This is a genomic window from Falsiroseomonas stagni DSM 19981, from assembly GCF_900114315.1.
Lineage (GTDB): Bacteria > Pseudomonadota > Alphaproteobacteria > Acetobacterales > Acetobacteraceae > Falsiroseomonas > Falsiroseomonas stagni.
This window is the reverse complement of the sequence record NZ_FOSQ01000001.1, coordinates 332,180-349,335: the sequence shown is the minus strand read 5'-3', so window position 1 is coordinate 349,335 and position 17,156 is coordinate 332,180. Positions and strand designations below refer to the sequence as shown.

Here is a 17,156-nt window from a genome sequence, read left to right as displayed (position 1 = left end):
GTGGCCCCCCATCCCCAGGAGCATTCCCATGGAAGCAGGCGCCTCGGCCAAGGGGCCTCCGGATGGGCCCCATCGCATCGTCGTGGTGGGGGGAGGCGCCGCGGGGCTGGAGCTTGCGACGCGGCTCGGCGACCGGTACCGGGATGGGCGGCGCGCCACGGTGACGCTGGTGGAGAAGGCGCGCACCCATCTCTGGAAGCCGCTGCTGCACGCCGTGGCGGCCGGCAGCATGGACCGGGCGCAGCATGAGCTGAACTACCTGGCCCAGGCGCATTGGCACCACTTCACCTACCGGTACGGGGAGATGGTGGGCCTGGATCGCGCGGCGAAGGCGATCGAGTTGGGCGCCATGCTGGATGATGAGGGGCGGGAGATCACGCCGGCATCGCGGCTGGGCTACGACACGCTGATCATGGCGGTGGGCAGCGTGACCAATGATTTCGGCACGCCCGGCGCCGCGCGCCACGCCATCCCGCTGGAAACGCCGGAACAGGCGAGCCGCTTCAACCGCCGCCTGGTGAATGCCTGCCTCCGCGCCAATGCGCAGGAGGAGCCGGTGCGGCCGGGGCAGCTGCACATCGCCATCATCGGTGCCGGCGCGACCGGCACCGAACTGGCGGCGGAGCTGCACCGCACCGTGCGCGCGGTGGTGGCCTATGGCCTCGACCACATCAAGCCGGAGAAGGACATCCGCATCGTGCTGGTGGAGGCCGCGCCACGCATCCTGCCGGCGCTGCCGGAACGCATCTCCGACGCCACGACGAAGCTGCTGGAACAGATGGGCGTGGAGGTGAAGACCGGCACGCGGGTGGCGGAGGTGCGCGCCGATGGGGTGGTCTTCGCCGATGGCGCGCTGCTGCCGGCGGAGCTCGTCGTCTGGTCCGCGGGGGTGAAGGGGCCGGATTTCCTGAAGGAGGTCGGCGGGCTGGAGACGAACCGCATCAACCAGATCGTCGTCCAGCCCACGCTGCAATCCACGCGAGATCCATCGGTCTTCGCCATCGGGGATTGCGCGGCCTGCCCGCGCGGCGACGGCGCCTGGGTGCCGCCGCGGGCGCAGGCGGCGCACCAGCAGGCGAGCCACCTGTTCACGCAGATCGAGACCATCATCGCGGGCGGGACGCCGGCGCCCTTCATCTATCGCGACTTCGGGTCGCTGGTCTCGCTGGGCAAATACAGCACGGTCGGCAGCCTGATGGGGTTCCTGGTGGGCAAGTCCATGTTCATCGAGGGCTATTTCGCGCGGCTGATGTACCGATCGCTGTACAAGATGCATCAGACGGCCCTGCATGGCAGCGCGCCGACCCTGTGGCGGACCCTGGCGGGGCTGGTGAGCCAGCGGGCGGAGCCGGGCGTCAAACTCCATTGACCGCGATCACGGCGGGTTGAAGCGGCGCGGGCGGGATTCGCGCCAATCTCCGGGGATGCGGGGTCTGGTGCTCCGGCAGCGGGCCGTCCGCGCAACCCTCCCCGGAGGATCTCGCGATGGCTGCGGCTTGGACCACGGCGACGGCACCCCTGGTGGCCGATCGTCCCGAGGTGCGTCGGATCGGCATGGCGGCGCTGGGCACCGCGTTGCAGCGGGGCTGGGCGGATTTCGCCGCGGCGCCGACGCAGCTTGTCTTTCTCTGCGTGCTGTATCCGGTGATCGGACTGGTCGCCGGCACGCTGGCGGCGGGGGGCGATGCGATGCATCTGCTCTATCCCATGGCGGCCGGCTTCGCGCTGGTCGGGCCCGTGGCGGCGCTGGGGCTGTACGAGATCAGCCGGCGGCGGGAGCGTGGGCTGGCCGCGGGCTGGCGGAACGCCTTCGACGTGCTGCGATCCCCGGCACTCGGCGCCATCGCCGCGCTGGCGCTGCTGCTGGCGGCGATTTTTCTCGGGTGGCTCTGGGTCGCCGACATGATCTTCGCGCGCACCGTGGGCACGCTGCCGGCGGATGCCGGTGATGCGATGCGGGTGGTGTTCGGTACACCGGTGGGTCACCGGCTGCTGCTGTGGGGCAACCTGGCCGGACTCGGCTTCGCGCTGGTGGTGCTGGTGCTGACGGTGGTGTCCTTCCCCATGCTCCTGGACCGCGATGGCGGCGTGGCGCGGGCGGTCGGCACCTCGCTGCGCGCCGTGGCGGCGAATCCGGCGCCGATGCTGGGCTGGGGCCTGGTGGTGGCGGTGCTGCTGCTGCTGGGGTCGCTGCCGCTGTTCATCGGGCTGGCGGTCGTGCTGCCGGTGCTGGGGCACGCGACCTGGCACCTGTATCGGATGGTCGTCGCGCCATAGGGCGCTACCAGCGCACCTCGAAGACGCAGGAGGGGGCGCCCATGGCGGTGCAGTGGGTTTCCACCACCTCCGCCTCGGCATTGACGAGGGCGCGGAACAGCGTGCCGAAGGTCGCGGTGTAGAAATCGCAGACCGGCTGTTCCGCGGGCCCCGCCAGCGCGATGGGCCCGCCGGCGATTTCCAGCACCAGGGGGTTGCCGTGCCGCGCGCTGAAGCGGCCGCTGCCGGCGAAGGTCCAGGCATGGCGGGCGATGGCGGCGACGAGAAGCCGCGCGGCCAGCGGCGCGGGCAGCGCGCGCATCAGCCATTGCGCCGGCTTCGGGATGCGATGGGCCAGCAGATACTGGCCCGTCAGCATGCCGGCGCGGCGGGCGAGTTGCGTGGCGTGGGCCGTGCCCAGCGCTTCGCGGGCCGAGCGGTGCAGCAGCGTGACCTCCCGCTCCGGCACCATCGCTGCCGGCGGATGGTCGAGCCGCGCCTCCAGCCCCGCGGCGGCAAAGACCGCATGGGTCCGCGCATCGCCGATGGAATGGCGCATGGCCTCCGCCATGCGGGTGATGGCGTTGGGGCCGATGCGCCCGCCCGCCACCGCAACCCCGCCATCCATGGCGCTATTCCCGCGCCGGGGAGGGGACGGATTCGGGTAGTTGCTGCGTACCGCCGCCGCAGGCCTTCATCCGGGGGGCCTCATCCTCCTCGAACTGTTCCTTGCCGCCGCCACAGGCCATCGCGGCACTGGCAGCATTGGCGGCGGGGAGCTTCACCTTCGGCCGGTGCATGGTCTTCCACATCGCGTTGTGCGGGATGGCGACGGGATTGCGGGCGGCCAGCGTCCGGCTTTCGTCGAAGTGGAAATCCACCTGCTTCTTCGATTGCGGCCCCCAGTAGCCGACCTTGCCGAGATCATAGAAGGTCCGCTGGAAGCCCGATTTGAGAAAGGCCTTGAGGCAGCCGACGAGGTAGCTGCGCCGCCGCTTGTCCCTCTCCCACGGATATCCCAGGAACGCCTTGCGCATGTAGAAGCGCCGGTAGTTGGCCATGGTCCGGTCCAGCAGCGTGGCGCGGTCCATCGCATCCGGCTTCATGATCGGCGTGACGAAATTGTATTTGGAGAAGTCGAAGACCTCCACCTTGTCGCCGAGTTCCTGGAACAGGTCGCTGAAGGGCCAGGGCGTGTACATGGCCCAGTTCGCCATGTCCGGATTCCAGTCCAGCGCCATCCGGTAGGTTTCCTCCAGCGTCTCCACCGTCTCGTTCTCGAGCCCCACGATGAACTGGGCTTCCGTGACGATGCCGGCTTCGCGCAGCAGCTGGATGGCGCGCTTGTTCTGGGCGACGGTGGTTTCCTTGTTGAAGCGGTCGAGCTTGAGTTGCGCGGCGGCTTCCGTTCCGAGCGAGACATGCACCAGGCCGGCCTTGCGGTAGAAGGGCAGCAGCGCCTCGTCCCGCAATATGTCCGTGACGCGGGTGTTGATGCCCCATTGCACCTTGTCGGGCAGGCCGCGGGCGATCATCTCCTCGCAGAACTGGACGAACTTCTTCTTGTGGATGGTGGGTTCCTCATCGGCCAGGATGAAGAAGCCGACCTCATGGTCGCGGACCAGCGTCTCGATCTCATCCACCACCTTCTTCGGATCGCGCACGCGGAAGTCGCGCCAGAATTTCCACTGGCTGCAGAAGGAACAGGTGAAGGGGCAGCCGCGCGCCATGTTGGGGATGGCGACGCGCTTGCCGGTCGGGATGTAGATGTATTTCTTCCAGTCGAGGATGCCCCAATCCGGCTGGATCAGGTCGAGATCCGCGATGGGCTTGGCGGCCGGGGTGGCGGTGACCTTGCCGTCCTCGAGATAGGCGATGCCCTTCACCGTGCCGCGTTCCGTGGCCCAGGCGCCGCGATCGATGCAGCGGACGAGGTCGAGCAGCACCTGCTCGCCCTCTCCCCGCACCACCACGTCGATCCAGGGCGCTTCGGTCAGCACCTGCGGGTACATGAAAGTGCCGTGGATGCCGCCCAGCACGGTGACGGCCTTCGGGCAGCATTCCTTGGCGAGTTGCAGCAGCGACTCGGCGGCGTAGATGGCGGGGGTGATGGCGGTGGCGCCGACCAGGTCGGGCTGCAACAGGCGCAGCGCGTCGCGCAGCTGGTCGTCACTCATGTGGTCCGTCATCGCGTCGATGAAGGTGATGTCGGTGTAGCCCGCGTTCTTCAGATAGCCCGCGAGGTAGGCGACCCAGGCGGGCGGCCAGTTGCCGGCGATCTCCGCACCGCCGGAGTGGTAGTTCGGATGGACCAGGACAATGCGCATCGACGCCTCCCTCCGTTGGCCGGCGGGGGAAGTCTGGTGCAGGGGGCGGCGATCAGGCCTTGATGTGTGTCAACTCGGAACGACACAGGGGCGCGTCAGCGCGCGTAATGGCCGGGATCATTGTCCAGCCGGTCGAACAGCTGCACCGCCCAGGCGATGCGGTCCGGCAGGCGCTGCGGGGCGGTGCGATCGCCCGGCGCCGCGGTGGCGGTGACGGCATCCACGAGGAATCGCGTGGCCGGCAGCGGGGGCGCCGAATCTGCCGCGGGGCGCAGCGCGAAGGACCCGATCGCGCGCGCCAGCAGCAGCGCCTTGCGGCGGCCGGAGACGGTGGCGCGACGGCTGATGGAATCGAGGCCCTGGCGTTCCACGGCGCGGCCGATTTCCGCATAGACATGGCGCGCGGCGCCGATGCCCGCGCGGCAGTCGCGCGGCAACAGCGGAATGCCCTGCTCCGCCCGGTCATACAGCGCATCCGCCGCCTCCAGCAGCCGCTGCACCACGCGGCCGAGGCCGGGGGTGAAGACGGGGTCGGCCAGGAAATCGGCGGGGTTCACACCCTCCTGCCGCATCCATTCCAGCGGCAGGTAGAGGCGACCGTTGCGCGCATCCTCGCCCACATCGCGGGCGATGTTGGTCAGTTGCATCGCGACGCCGAGGTCGCAGGCACGCGCCATGGCCACGGGATCGCGCACGCCCATCAGCAGCGTCATCATCGCGCCGACGGCGGCGGCGACCCGCGCGGCATAATCCTGCAGGGCAGCGAGGTCGCGGTAGTGCCGCCCCTCCGCATCCCAGGCGAAGCCTTCCAGCAGCGCATCCGGCAGGACGCGCGGAATGCCGAAGGCCGTGACCACGCCGGCGAAGGCGCGATCCGCGGCATGCGCCTGCGGCCGGCCCGCATAGATGTCGTCGAGCCGGCGATAGAGCCCCTCCAGCGCATCCTGCATCGCCGCGGCCTCATCGATCGCATCATCGGCAACCCGGCAGAAGGCGTAGAGCGCGGCGGCGGGATCGGCGATGCGGGACGGCAGCAGCAGGGACGCGGCGCGGAAGGATTTCGACCCGCCCGCCAGCAGGCGATGGCAGACGGCAAGGTCCTCGGCGTTCGTCATATCGGACCTCCCTGCCACAGGGGCAGGCTAGCGCGCGGGCAAGCGGGACGCGAGCGTGAAACGATCATGGGGCGGCTTCCGCGATGATGATCGCGGCGGCCTGGTCCGGCGCTTCCTCGTGCGCGAGGTGGCCGAGGCCAGGCAGCGTGATGATGCGCGCGGAGGGCAGCCGCGCTCGAACCCGATCCGCCTGCGCGGGCGGCACCGCGCGGTCCTTGGCCCCCACGACGAGGAGGAGTCGCGGCACCAGGCGCGGCAGGTCCCGCAGCAGCGGCACCAGGTCCCAGTTCGCCATCATGCCGAGTGCCGCCGCCAGGTGCCCGGACTGGCGGAACAGGCGCGCGTAGTAGTCCACGCCCTGCGCGTCGATCCGGCTGCCCGTATCCGTCAGCAGCCGCTCCGCCACTGCCTTGTCCGCTGCGCGCCAGGCGAAGAGGCTCGGCACGAAGGGCAGGCCCACCAGAAGCCGCGCCGTGCGCGTGAAGAAGGCGGCGTGCTGGTCGCCCAGCGGCTGCAGCGCGCCGTTCAGGCTGACGATCGCGTCGGGCGCGATCCGCTGGTCCAGCGCCATGCGCAGCAGGATGGCGGCGCCGGCGGAATGCCCGGCGACGAGGGTGGGCTTCACCTGCATGACCTGCAGCAGCGCGCCGACGGACGCCGCCATGCCGGGCAGGGAAAGCCGCGGCCCCGTCACGGGTTGCGTGAAGCCATGGCCCGGCAGGTCCGGCGCCACCACGGTGAAATGCTCGGCCAGCAGCGGCATCAGGTCGCGCCAGGAATGGGTGGCGGCGGCGGTGCCGTGCAGCAGCAGCAGCGCAGGCCCCTGCCCCATCACCTGCACATGCCAGCGCAGCCCGGCGGCCTGGACGAAGCGGCTGGCGTGCCGGTTCGGCCAGTCGCGGCCCTCGCGTTCCCATGCCGGATATTGCGGCATGGCGCGTCACGCCGCGCCGCGGGTGGCGGCGACGGCGGCGGAGAGTTTTTCCGAACTCACCGCGGGCAGCGCCAGGTAGCGCGCGCCCATGGCGGTCGCCATCTGCTTCGCGAAAGGGGCGGGGCGCGGCGAGGTATCCACCAGCAGCGCGGAAATGCCGGCGAGTCGCACGGGAATGGCGGCGGAAAGCGCATCGGCCTCCGCCTGCGGACGGCCCGGCGTGCCGGACCGGCCGATATTGGCGCGCCCATCCGTCAGCAGGATCATCAGCGGCGTGCGGCCGCGGCGCTGCTCCTCCGCCGCCAGGGCCATGGCGGCATCGAGGCCCAGCGCGAGCGGCGTGGCGCCGCCACCCGGCAGCCCCGCCAGGCTGCGCTTGGCGCGGACGAGGGAATTGGTCGGCGGCAGCAGCAATTCCGCCGCCTGGCCGCGAAAGGCCACGACCGCCACGCGGTCCCGGCGGACGTAGCAATCGGCCAGCAGCATCTCCACCGCACCCTTCGCCTCCGCCAGGCGGTTGAGGGCGGAGGAGCCGGAGGCGTCGACCACGAAGATCGCTGTCGTCTCCGTGTTCTGCTGGAAGCGCATCAGGCGGATGTCGTCGCGCTTGACCAGGATGCGTGGCCCGGGGCGGCCGGCGCGTTCGCGCAGGCGCAGCGGCTGCCAGGGGGCGGCGCTGCGCAGCGTCTCCACGATCGACAGGCGCGCGCCATCGCGCAGCGCGCCGGCGCGGGTGCCGATGGGGCGGCCGCGGAGCTGGGATTTGCGGCGCTGGCCCTCCCGCCCCTGCGCGCCGGCACTGCGGCGGGCGGCGTTGCGGGCATCCGCGCCGAGGGCCGCGAGCAGGCCGGAGGGAAGCGCCGCCTGGGTCGCAGCCAGCAGCATCTCCTGCAGTGTCTGCGGGTCCGGGCCGCCTTCGGGCTTCTGGTCGGCGCTGTTCTCCGCATCCGGTGGCGGGGGCTCGGGCGGGGGTGGTTCGGGCGGTGCTTCGTCCTGCGCCGGCATGCGCGTGGCGCGGGGGCCATAGACCAGGCGGGCGGCGAGGCCGGCGTCTTCCGAGGCCACCTCCGACCGGCCTGCCAGCGCGGCCGCGGCGCGGGCGGCGCGCAGCGCCAGCAGGGGCGCGCGGGCGCTGTCGATGCCGAAGGCGAGGGCGGCGGCGACCAGCGCCTCCAGCACCGTCTCCGGCACCGTCACATCGGCCAGGCGGGCGCGGGCGCCAGCGATGGCGGCGCGGTCCGGCACGGGCCAGCGCAGCACGGACTGCTGCGGCAATTCATCCAGGAACAGGCGGAAGGCGAGGCGTTCCAGCAGCGCGGGGGGCGGCTGTTCCTCCTCCGCCGCGCCTTCATCCAGCGCCACCAGGCCGATGCGGGCGGGGATGGTCACGCCGAGCCCGTCGCGCTGGACCGCAACCTCCCCGGCATCCAGCACGGCGGCGATCTTGGCGGCGGTGGCGCTGTCCATCCGCTCCGCCATCGCGGCCAGCACCAGGCCGCCATGGGCATCGGCCAGCACGCCGCGTTCGACGATGGGCCGACCGGCGCTGAGCGTCGCGGTCAGGTCGAGCCCGCCCAGCAGGCGGCTATCCGGCACGCCGGTCGGCAGGCGCTTCATGGCCGTGCCTTCCGGCAGCGCCACGCGCAGCAGGCCGAGCCAGCGGTCACGCGGAAACCCAGGCGCGCAGCGCAGCGCGGCACCGCCGAGGCCGACGGGATCCACGGCCAGCAGAAGCGCGGCGCGGGCCGCATCCTCGGCCGGCGGGTGGCCCGCCGCTTCCGTCACGCGCCGAACACTTCCACCAATGCGCGTTCCACGCGGGTGGTGGCGACGGCCTCATCCAGCGGGTTGCGGCGCAGGCGGTGGCGGAGCGCGGGGGCCGCGATGCGGCGGAGATGGGCGAGGCCGACCTCGCGGTCCCCCTCCAGCGCCGCCAGCGCGCGGGCGGCGCGGATCAGCGTGAGTTCGCCGCGCAGCCCATCGGTGCCGAGCGCGAGGCAGAGGCGCGCGGCATTCTCCACCGTCGCGTCCGGCACGGTGATGCGCGGCAGCAGGCGGCGGGCGGCGAGGATCTTCTTGCGCGTCACCTGGGCGGCGCGGTGCCAGCGATCGACGAAGCCGGCGGGGTCATGTTCGAAGGAATCGCGGCGGCGCACCACCTCCACCCGCGTCGGCAGGTCGGTGGGGGTGCGGACATCGACGCTCAGGCCGAAGCGGTCCAGCAGCTGCGGGCGCAGCTCCCCTTCCTCGGGGTTGCCGGAGCCGATCAGGACGAAGCGCGCGGGATGGCGGATGCTGATGCCCTCGCGCTCCACGACATTCTCGCCGGAGGCCGCGACATCGAGCAGGAGGTCGACGAGGTGATCCTCCAGCAGGTTCACCTCATCGATGTAGAGGAAGCCGCGATGGGCGCGGGCGAGCAGCCCGGGTTCGAAGGCCTTCACCCCTTCCGCCAGCGCGCGTTCGATGTCGAGCGCACCGGCGACGCGATCCTCCGTCGCGCCGAGCGGCAGATCCACCACCGGCACGGGCACGGTCTGCACGGGCGGGGCGGACAGGCCACGGCAATGCACGCAATCGCTGGCGGGCTTCGCCGGGTCGCAGCCGAAACGGCAGCCGGCCACGACCTCCATCGGCGGCAGCAGCGCCGCCAGGGCGCGGACCGCGGTGGACTTGCCCGTGCCGCGGTCGCCGAAGACGAGCACGCCACCGACCGAGCCATCGACCGCGGCGATGAGCAAGGCGAGCTTCATCTCGTCCTGCCCCACGATCGCGTCGAAGGGGAAGACGAGCTTCCCCGTGGGCGCCGGCGGCGCGAAACGACGGCGCCGCGTCGCGGTGCTGGCCATCGTGTCTTCCCCCTTGGCGGGGAGCGTGCCCGGCGCCTGGTCCATCAGGCGGCCCGCCTGAGGCTGAATTGCGACCAGACGGCGGAGAGGCTGTTCACGAGGTGATCCATATCAGCATCGCTATGCACCGGGCCGGGCGTGATGCGCAGCCTTTCGGTGCCGCGCGGCACGGTGGGATAGTTGATCGGCTGCACATAGACGCCGTGTTCGTCGAGCAGGATGTCGCTGATCGACTTGCAGACCACGGGATCGCCCACCATCACGGGGACGATGTGGCTGGGGTTGTCGAGATGCGGCACACCGATGGCATCCAGGCGCTTGCGCAGCGTGGCGGCGCGTTCGTGCAGGCGCTCCCGCTCGGTGTTCGAGACCATGAGGTGTTCGATGCTGGCACGGGCGCCGGCCGCGACGGCCGGCGGAAGCGCGGTCGAGAAGATGAAGCCGGACGCGAAGCTGCGGACGAAATCGCACATCGCGTTGCTGCCGGCGATGTAGCCGCCGATCACGCCGAAGGCTTTCGCGAGTGTCCCCTCGATGACGGTCAGGCGGTGGGAGACACCGTCGCGGTCCGTGATGCCGCCGCCATGCGCGCCATAGAGGCCGACGCCATGCACCTCATCGCAATAGGTCATGGCGCCGTACTTGTCGGCGACGTCGCAGATGGCGGCGATGGGGGCGATGTCGCCGTCCATGGAATAGACGCTCTCGAACGCCACCAGCTTGGGGCAGGAGGGGTCGAGTTCCGACAGCACGCGCTCCAGATCCTCCACGTCGTTGTGGCGGAACATGCGGCGCTGGGCGCGGCTGTGGCGCATGCCCTCGATCATCGAGGCATGGTTCATCTCGTCGGAGACGATGACGCAGCCCGGCATGCGCGAGGCAAGGGTGGAGAGCGAGGCCCAGTTGGACATGTAGCCGCTGTTGAACAGCAGCGCGTCCTCCGTCCCGTGCAGGGTGGCGAGCGCGCGTTCCAGCAGGACATGTTCGTGGTTGGTGCCGGAGATGTTGCGCGTGCCGCCCGCGCCGGCGCCGTAGCGATCCAGCGCCGCATGCATCGCGGCCAGCACCTTCGGGTGCTGCCCCATGCCGAGATAGTCGTTGGAGCACCACACCGTCACTTCGGAGGTGCGGCCATTGCGGTGGCGGATGGCCTTCGGGAAGTCGCCGGCCTGGCGTTCGATATCGGCGAAGACGCGGTAGCGGCCTTCGCGCCGGAGACCATCGAGCTGGGCACGGAAGAAGGACTCGTAGTTCATCTCGGACCCCCCATGGCCGGTCTGGCAGCCGCCGGGAACCGCCCCGGCGGGTTAGTCTCAGGCGCAGCCTGGCGGCTTCGTGCCGCCTTGGCCTTGCGCCGCATCAAGCCACGGGCGCGGGCGCGGGGCGCCCTTCCCGTTGCGCGGCGGAGCGGGAGGCAAGCCCCCAGCGCCACAGCGCGTCCGCGGGCACCGGCAACACCATGAACCAGTGTTCCAGCAGCCCGAGGGCGACGAGGCTGGCGAGCAGCGAGTAGCCCGCCACCTCATGCGGTGTCGCGCCCACGGCCGCCGCCTTCATCGACAGCAGCACGCAGGCCGCGGTCCCGGCGATGACCGAGACCGGGAACAGCGCATTCATCCGCCGCCGGCGGAAGAAGGTTTCGAGATAGCGCAGATGGTCGGGAAGAAAAGCCTCCGCCAGGTTGCGCACACCGAGATAGACGTTGAGCTTGGCGCTCTGCCGCATCACCCAGAAGGCGATGAAGGTCCAGAATCCAACCTGGTTGGATCCGCCCCAGGTGACGGCCAGGATCAGCAACGCACCGGCAATGATGGCCAGTTCGTGCCACAGGATCGCCGCCAGCGCCGCCCGCAGCCGGACCCACCCGGTGGCGCCGGGCGGGCAGGCCAGTCGGGACGGGCCCGTGACCATGCCGGTCAGGAAGGCTGTCTCGATCCAGCCCCAGACCAGCACGCCGCAGACGAAGCCGAGATAGGCGCCCTGCGTCGTGGTGTCCCAGGCCGTGGCATGCAGGCCGGCGAGGCCGGCCAGGGCAAGGGTGGTGGCGCCGAGCATGGTCCAGCGAAAGGTCTCCTGCCGAAGACCATCGAGGTAGAGGATCACGCCCGTGCTGAACCACCACAGGAACAGGGTGAACAGCGCGGGCAGACCATGCTCCGCCATGGCGATTCGTCCCGCCTACCAGGCCGGCGCCAGCCGGGCATCGTCCGGCAGGGCGTGGCGCCTGGGCTTCAGGAAATAGAGGCGCGCGAAGCTGGCGGCCGCCGCGGCGGACAGGCCGATGCGCTTGATGCCGCCGACCACGCCGCCCTGGCGCTTCGCCTCACCGAGTGCATCCGCGATCTTCCGCAGGCGCTCCAACCCCCGCAGGAAGGACGGGTTGTCGATGTCGAGCGTCGCCGGGAAGACCTGGCGGCAAATTTCTTCCGTGATGCGGAAGACCTTCATGTCGTAATCCGTCGGCGTCATGCCGAGGGCCTTGTGGAATTCCGGGCGCGCATGGTCGCGCACATACATGGTGGCGAAGACCGCGAGCTGGAAGAACCGCACCCAGTAGGTATTGAAGCCGTGCAGCAGGTGCGGGTTGGCGCGCATCAGCAGGGCGAAGGCCTCGCCATGGCGGAACTCGTCATTGCACCAGTTCTCGAACCACTTGAAGATCGGGTGGAACCGCAGTTCCGGGTGACGTTCGAACTGGCGGAAGATGGTGATGTAGCGGGCGTAGCCGATCTTCTCGCTCAGGTAGGTGGCGTAGAAGATGAACTTCGGCTGGAAGTAGTGGTACTTCTTGGCCTTGGTCAGGAAGCCGAGGTCCACGCCGACGCCGAGATCCTTCAGCGCGTCGTTGATGAAGCCGGCATGGCGGCTTTCATCCCGCGCCATGACGCTGAAGATGTCCTTCATGTCGGGATTCGTGACGCGCTTCTTGATCTCCGCGTACAGTACGCAGCCCGAGAACTCGGCCGTGACGGAGCTGACCAGGAATTCCAGCAACTCCTTCTGCAGCGGCTCCGGCAGGGCCTTCAGGTCGAACTCGTCGAACTCCGATGTGCGGGTGAAGTGGCCGCGATTCGGGTCGGCGTGGAATTCCGCCATCATCTTGTCCCACTGCTCGCGCACGGGCTCGATGCTGATCTTGTCCATCGCGGCGAAATCGGTGGTGTAGAAGCGGGGCGACAGCACCGTCTCGGTCAGCGCCATTTGCGTCGCGACGCCATCGGCATCGGGGCGGCCGCCGGGTGTCATGCCATTGGCGGTGAGGCCGCTGGGGGGGAGCGAGTCCATCACGTGACCTCCCGCGCTTCAAACCCGCAATGGTAGAGTTCGGTCAGTTCGAAGATCGCGACCCATTGCGTCCAGAAACGCTGGAAGGCGTTGGCGCGGATCACGGTCGCACTCGTCTCGAAGGTATAGCGTTCGCCGAATTCGACGCGGCCGGTCGTGCCGTGCACGATCACCTGGTCGCCCGGATTGAGGAACACGTCCTCCGGCACCGCATAGGCATGGAAGCTGTCGGCGGTGCGTTCGATATCCACTGAACAGGGCACTTCGAGGGTTTCATTCCCACCGAAGATCGCCCGGCCCACTCCCCAGTGGCCGTTCATCTCTGGTTCTCCTTGGTTGACAGGAAGCGTGCGAAGGCTTCGGCATTGGTCGTGCCGTAGGCGGCGAGGTCCAGCCGCGTGCGGGTTGCGGGATCTTCCAGCGTCAGCCGGCCATCGGACCAGCCGGTGAGGCGGAAGGGAGTCTCCTGGCCGATTCCACCGATCCGGCGTTCACGCACCAGGCCACGCAGCGCACCGCGGATGAAGCCATCCTCGCCCGGTGCGAGTTCGCCGATCGCCTGGCCGCTGCGCGCATCGGTGACGATGACGCCGCCATCGGCACGATCAGTGAAGAGAAGGTCGCGCTGCGCATTCGCATGGCCCTCATACTGCACGCCACCACCGATCGGCGGCATGGTCGTCAGCGCGAGGGTCGCGGCGATGAGCAGGGCGGCGGCGAGAATCGGGCCCTTGCCGGAGAGCGGATGCCGTATCGCCTGTGTCATCGTTCTCCCTCCCCTTCTCAGGCCAGCGCCGCGGCGCCGGGGCGCGCGGTCTGGCGGTTGCTGTCGGCCGCCATCGCGGGGACCGGCATCGCGGCATGGGCGGCCAGCGCCCGTGCCAGAATCTGCGCGGCCTGGTCCGCATCGGCCAGTGCACGCAGTGTGGGCTCTGGCCGCGCAACACGGAAGCTTTTCGTGTGCGGCCAGATGGCGATCCAGGCAACGCGGTGCGGCGCGGCCAGGGTCATGCTGATATCGCCCGTGCCATCGCTGTGCTTCACCACGCCCGCGCTCTGCATCAGGGCGAAGGGCAGGCTGATGGTCATGGGCAGGGCGACGCCGACGCGCATCACGACGCGACGGTTGGTGATGGTGTAGAGCGACGTCTTCGCCGAGAGGATGGCGAAGCCCGCCAGCAGGCCGATGGGCACCGCCCCCACCAGCAGCATCAGCAGGCCGCCGAGCGTCGCGTCCAGCGTCGATGCGCCCTCCGCCGCCATCGCCGTGCCACGCAGCACGCCGATGAAGGCGAAGTAGAGGGCGAGGCCACGGAGGTGGAGCGCACGGCGCGCGATGCCACCCCAGCGCGGGGCGCCCTGCCAGAGGATGACCTCACCCTCCGGCAGCACGGCCGGGAGGCCCGGGATGGGCTCCCCGTCATGCTCGAAGATCGGAAGCTTCTTCGTGCCGCTCATACGAAGGGCTCACTGCGCTCCGGCGTGGCGTAGAAATGCCCGCCGCCGAAATAGGCGGAGACCTTGTCCTCCTCCAGCAGCGTGATCTGCTCGGGGTTCCGGATGCCGGGCGCGGCGGCGAGCTGTTCGGCCGTGACGGAGACGACGCGGACCACGCCGTTGCTGTTCACGGTGGCAAGGAACATGGGCACCAGCACGCGACGGTCGCTGCCGGTCACCTCCACCTCCAGGTAGCGGAGGATGTACTCCGACTTGTCGACCCAGAGATCGACGACCACGCCGGCGATCTTGTCATCGAGCGTGCGGACCGGCTTGCCGCGGGGATCGGGGCAGGCCTCGTCCACCGACCAGCCGGCCGCGGCGCGCAGCGGCACGATCTTCGGCACGTTGTCGTCGAAGGTCATGTCCGGCACATCGGCGCGATGCGCCCAGGCTGCCGGGCCGATGCCATCCTGCATGGCGTTGCCGGTCGGGATCAGCGGCGCGCCCGGATAGGGGTCCGCGGCCACGACATGCGCGCTGATGTCGCGCTCGGCCTCGCGCGCCGGGGCGTGCTCGGGATGCGCCAGCTTGAAGACCTTGAGGTCCGGCACGCCGGGGAAGCCCTGGATGGGCGCGCGCAGCGGCTTTTCCGGCCGGTCGGAGACCAGCGGATAGCCCTCCCGCTTCCCTTCACGGTGGAGCCAGAGCACCAGCCCCGTGAAGAAGGCGAAAAAGGCGTAGAGCGACATCGCGGCGATATCGAAATTGACGGGCGTGGACATGCGGCCTCCGCTTCCTTGGATCCTGACGGGTTACACAGGCGCGGGGCCGGCGAGGCCGGTCCCGGTGACGGGCCGCGCCGGCACCTGGCGCTGTCTGCGCACCAGGGGACCGACGACGGCGAGAGTGACGAACAGCAGCGCAATCTCGATGAGATAAACGCCGAGATAGCCAGTGGCGGGGCCGGTGAGGCCGTCGCCGAGCGCGCCGGATTCCGCCAGCGCAGAGACGGCATCGCGAAGCCCGCCGCCGAAGGCCATGGCGCAGCCCGCCGCGGTGGCCTGCACTGCGCCCCAGACGCCGAGGGCGAGGCCCGTCTGTTCCGGCGGCGCCGCGGCCATGCAGGCCGTCAGTGTGGCATGGCCGAACAGGCCGGCGCCGAAGCCGATCAGGCCCACGCCCATCGCGAAGAGGAGCGTCGTCCCGAACGGTGCGGCCAGGACGATGAGGCTGAAGCCGGCGATGCCGAACAGGCCGCCATGCGCCGCGACCATATGCGCATCCGTGCCCTGGCTGAGCCGCCGCGCCGCGCGCAGGAAGCCGCAGACCGCGGCGGCCGCGAGGCCCGCGGACAGCGCCGTGGTACCACCGACGCTCAGCCCGAGGATCTGGCCGCCATAGGGTTCCAGCAGCACATCCTGCATGGCGAAGCCAGCCGTGCCGAGGCCTGCGCCCAGCAGGCGCCGGTTCCAGGGGCCAGTCTGGCGCAGCATGCGGAAGCTTTCCAGGAAGCCCGGCTCCTCCGCATCGGTCTTCGCCGTGCGCGTCGGGTCGCGCGCTTCCTGCTGCCAGGCGGCGATGAAGTTCAGGATCAGCGTCAGCGCGGCGGCGCCCTGCACTACCTGGATCAGTCGAAGCTGCGAGAAATCGGCGAGCAGCGCGCCGAAGATCAGCCCCGCGAGCACCATGCCGAACAACTGCATGGCGGAGAGCATGGCGACGACATTGGGCTGCTGGTCGCGCGGGGACAAATCGGTCGCCAGCGCGAGGCCCACGGTCTGCACCATGTGCATGCCAGCGCCCGTCATCAGGAAGGCGATCGCGGCGGCAAGTTGCCCGGCCCAGGGATCAGCCCAGGTATCGCCGGACAGCACCAGAAGCGCGAAGGGCATCATGGCGAGCCCGCCGAACTGGATGGTCGTGCCGAGCCACAGATAGGGCACGCGCTTCCAGCCGAGCACGGATTTGTAGTTGTCGGATCGGAAGCCGATCAGTGCGCGCAGCGGCGCGAAGACCAGCGGCAGGGCGACCATGCTGGCCACCAGCCAGGCCGGCACCTTCAGCTCCACGATCATCACGCGGTTCAGCGTGCCGACGAGCAGGATGGCCGCCATGCCGCAGGAAATCTGGAACAGCGACAGGCGCAGCAGGCGCGACATCGGCAGCCGTTCGGAGGTGGCGCTGGCGAAGGGCAGCAGATGCGGCCCCACGCCCTGCCAGAGACGGATGATGCGGCCGGGCTGGGTGCTCATCTCCGTCGCAGCTCCAGCGCCTGGGAGATGTAGAAGCCGCCCGCGACCCGCTTCTCCCGCCCGATGGTCCAGTCGCGCAGTGCGGGGTCGGCCTCGATCAGCGCGCGCAGATGCGCGGGCGCGACGGGGACGATGGAGGGGGCGCGATCGCCGCGCGGGAACAGCTTGCCCACATTGTGCATGGCGGCCAGCAGCTTCGTCCGGGGGGCGAAGGTGAAGACGATGGAGGAGGTGGTGCGCCGCGCCAGCATGCCCAGCACGCGCGTCACATCCGCGGGCTGGTAGTGGATCAGGATGTCCATGGCGACGATGTGGTCGAAGCGACCGAAGCCTTCATCGAGCATGTCGCCGACATGGAAAGTCACCTGGCCGGCGCCGTGCTTGCCTTCGGTCCGCGCGCGGCCGAGTTCCACCAGGGTGGGGGAGATGTCGACAGCCACGACATCCGCGCCGCGCCGCGCGGCTTCCACCGCCAGCGCGCCGGTGCCGCAACCCGCATCGAGGACACGGCGCGTGGCCAGATCCTCGGGCAGCCAGGAGAGGAGCGTGTTCCGCATCTCCTCCCGCCCCTTTCGCACCGTGGCGCGGATGCGCCCTACCGGGGCGTCGGAGGTCAGCCTCTCCCACGCCTTGACCGCGGTGCGGTCGAAGTAGGTCTCAAGCTCGCCCCGGCGCGTCTGGTAGGTCGCGGTCGGCAT

The 17,156-nt window shown here is 70.1% G+C and carries 17 protein-coding genes; 2 read left to right on the top strand and 15 right to left on the bottom strand.

Features of this window, described 5'->3' with window-relative positions; all coding sequences use genetic code 11:
* The first annotated feature begins 28 nt into the window (after positions 1–28).
* Positions 29–1,369: an NAD(P)/FAD-dependent oxidoreductase gene (locus tag BM041_RS01645; protein ID WP_092954558.1), complete on the top strand. Its 1,341-nt coding sequence runs from the start codon at positions 29–31 to the stop codon at positions 1,367–1,369.
* 116 nt (positions 1,370–1,485) lie between these two features.
* Complete coding sequence (locus BM041_RS01640; protein ID WP_092954555.1) at positions 1,486–2,277, top strand: DUF2189 domain-containing protein; 792 nt, start codon at positions 1,486–1,488, stop codon at positions 2,275–2,277.
* A 4-nt stretch (positions 2,278–2,281) separates the two neighbouring features.
* Here the strand turns inward: BM041_RS01640 and bchJ are convergent, their stop codons facing one another.
* From bchJ to bchM, 15 genes are all read right to left on the bottom strand, one after another.
* Positions 2,282–2,884 carry a bacteriochlorophyll 4-vinyl reductase gene (bchJ, locus tag BM041_RS01635; protein ID WP_092954552.1) on the bottom strand — a complete coding sequence of 201 codons (603 nt, stop codon included), beginning with the start codon at positions 2,882–2,884 and terminating at the stop codon, positions 2,282–2,284.
* A 4-nt stretch (positions 2,885–2,888) separates the two neighbouring features.
* A complete protein-coding gene (bchE, locus tag BM041_RS01630; protein WP_092954549.1) occupies positions 2,889–4,583 on the bottom strand; it encodes a magnesium-protoporphyrin IX monomethyl ester anaerobic oxidative cyclase in 1,695 nt (564 codons plus the stop codon).
* A 95-nt stretch (positions 4,584–4,678) separates the two neighbouring features.
* Positions 4,679–5,698 (bottom strand): phytoene/squalene synthase family protein, encoded by a 1,020-nt coding sequence (locus BM041_RS01625; protein WP_092954547.1) that lies wholly within the window; start codon positions 5,696–5,698, stop codon positions 4,679–4,681.
* A 64-nt stretch (positions 5,699–5,762) separates the two neighbouring features.
* Positions 5,763–6,632 (bottom strand): alpha/beta fold hydrolase BchO, encoded by an 870-nt coding sequence (gene bchO / locus BM041_RS01620; protein WP_092954544.1) that lies wholly within the window; start codon positions 6,630–6,632, stop codon positions 5,763–5,765.
* 6 nt (positions 6,633–6,638) lie between these two features.
* A complete protein-coding gene (locus BM041_RS01615) occupies positions 6,639–8,417 on the bottom strand; it encodes a magnesium chelatase subunit D (protein WP_092954541.1) in 1,779 nt (592 codons plus the stop codon).
* Positions 8,414–9,526: a magnesium chelatase ATPase subunit I gene (gene bchI / locus BM041_RS01610; protein ID WP_408735392.1), complete on the bottom strand. Its 1,113-nt coding sequence runs from the start codon at positions 9,524–9,526 to the stop codon at positions 8,414–8,416. The genes BM041_RS01615 and bchI overlap by 4 nt, the downstream gene beginning before the upstream one ends.
* A complete protein-coding gene (gene hemA / locus BM041_RS01605; protein WP_092954538.1) occupies positions 9,526–10,737 on the bottom strand; it encodes a 5-aminolevulinate synthase in 1,212 nt (403 codons plus the stop codon). The genes bchI and hemA overlap by 1 nt, the downstream gene beginning before the upstream one ends.
* Before the next feature lie 103 nt (positions 10,738–10,840).
* Positions 10,841–11,644, bottom strand: a complete 804-nt coding sequence (puhE, locus tag BM041_RS01600; RefSeq protein ID WP_092954535.1) for a putative photosynthetic complex assembly protein PuhE — start codon at positions 11,642–11,644, stop codon at positions 10,841–10,843.
* A 15-nt stretch (positions 11,645–11,659) separates the two neighbouring features.
* Complete coding sequence (gene acsF / locus BM041_RS01595) at positions 11,660–12,766, bottom strand: magnesium-protoporphyrin IX monomethyl ester (oxidative) cyclase (RefSeq protein WP_245761880.1); 1,107 nt, start codon at positions 12,764–12,766, stop codon at positions 11,660–11,662.
* Positions 12,766–13,086, bottom strand: a complete 321-nt coding sequence (locus BM041_RS01590; RefSeq protein ID WP_092954532.1) for a hypothetical protein — start codon at positions 13,084–13,086, stop codon at positions 12,766–12,768. The genes acsF and BM041_RS01590 overlap by 1 nt, the downstream gene beginning before the upstream one ends.
* Positions 13,083–13,532, bottom strand: coding sequence for a photosynthetic complex assembly protein PuhC (gene puhC, locus BM041_RS01585; protein ID WP_092954529.1), 450 nt, complete (start codon positions 13,530–13,532; stop codon positions 13,083–13,085). The genes BM041_RS01590 and puhC overlap by 4 nt, the downstream gene beginning before the upstream one ends.
* Before the next feature lie 17 nt (positions 13,533–13,549).
* A complete protein-coding gene (puhB, locus tag BM041_RS01580; RefSeq protein WP_092954527.1) occupies positions 13,550–14,224 on the bottom strand; it encodes a photosynthetic complex putative assembly protein PuhB in 675 nt (224 codons plus the stop codon).
* A complete protein-coding gene (puhA, locus tag BM041_RS01575) occupies positions 14,221–14,988 on the bottom strand; it encodes a photosynthetic reaction center subunit H (RefSeq protein WP_092954524.1) in 768 nt (255 codons plus the stop codon). Before puhA ends, puhB begins: the two co-directional genes overlap by 4 nt.
* A gap of 30 nt (positions 14,989–15,018) precedes the next feature.
* Positions 15,019–16,458 (bottom strand): BCD family MFS transporter, encoded by a 1,440-nt coding sequence (locus BM041_RS01570; RefSeq protein WP_092954521.1) that lies wholly within the window; start codon positions 16,456–16,458, stop codon positions 15,019–15,021.
* Complete coding sequence (bchM, locus tag BM041_RS01565) at positions 16,455–17,156, bottom strand: magnesium protoporphyrin IX methyltransferase (protein ID WP_092954518.1); 702 nt, start codon at positions 17,154–17,156, stop codon at positions 16,455–16,457. Before bchM ends, BM041_RS01570 begins: the two co-directional genes overlap by 4 nt.

Excerpts from the sequence above, each read along its gene's own strand:
- hemA (WP_092954538.1), bottom strand. The coding sequence starts at position 10,737 with ATGAACTACGAGTCCTTCTTCCGTGCCCAGCTCGATGGTCTCCGGCGC.
- BM041_RS01590 (WP_092954532.1), bottom strand. The coding sequence starts at position 13,086 with ATGAACGGCCACTGGGGAGTGGGCCGGGCGATCTTCGGTGGGAATGAA.
- puhE (WP_092954535.1), bottom strand. The coding sequence starts at position 11,644 with ATGGCGGAGCATGGTCTGCCCGCGCTGTTCACCCTGTTCCTGTGGTGG.
- bchJ (WP_092954552.1), bottom strand. The coding sequence starts at position 2,884 with ATGGATGGCGGGGTTGCGGTGGCGGGCGGGCGCATCGGCCCCAACGCC.
- puhC (WP_092954529.1), bottom strand. The coding sequence starts at position 13,532 with ATGACACAGGCGATACGGCATCCGCTCTCCGGCAAGGGCCCGATTCTC.
- acsF (WP_245761880.1), bottom strand. The coding sequence starts at position 12,766 with ATGGACTCGCTCCCCCCCAGCGGCCTCACCGCCAATGGCATGACACCC.
- bchM (WP_092954518.1), bottom strand. The coding sequence starts at position 17,156 with ATGCCGACCGCGACCTACCAGACGCGCCGGGGCGAGCTTGAGACCTAC.
- BM041_RS01640 (WP_092954555.1), top strand. The coding sequence starts at position 1,486 with ATGGCTGCGGCTTGGACCACGGCGACGGCACCCCTGGTGGCCGATCGT.
- bchI (WP_408735392.1), bottom strand. The coding sequence starts at position 9,526 with ATGGACCAGGCGCCGGGCACGCTCCCCGCCAAGGGGGAAGACACGATG.
- BM041_RS01625 (WP_092954547.1), bottom strand. The coding sequence starts at position 5,698 with ATGACGAACGCCGAGGACCTTGCCGTCTGCCATCGCCTGCTGGCGGGC.
- BM041_RS01645 (WP_092954558.1), top strand. The coding sequence starts at position 29 with ATGGAAGCAGGCGCCTCGGCCAAGGGGCCTCCGGATGGGCCCCATCGC.
- puhA (WP_092954524.1), bottom strand. The coding sequence starts at position 14,988 with ATGTCCACGCCCGTCAATTTCGATATCGCCGCGATGTCGCTCTACGCC.
- BM041_RS01570 (WP_092954521.1), bottom strand. The coding sequence starts at position 16,458 with ATGAGCACCCAGCCCGGCCGCATCATCCGTCTCTGGCAGGGCGTGGGG.
- bchO (WP_092954544.1), bottom strand. The coding sequence starts at position 6,632 with ATGCCGCAATATCCGGCATGGGAACGCGAGGGCCGCGACTGGCCGAAC.
- puhB (WP_092954527.1), bottom strand. The coding sequence starts at position 14,224 with ATGAGCGGCACGAAGAAGCTTCCGATCTTCGAGCATGACGGGGAGCCC.
- bchE (WP_092954549.1), bottom strand. The coding sequence starts at position 4,583 with ATGCGCATTGTCCTGGTCCATCCGAACTACCACTCCGGCGGTGCGGAG.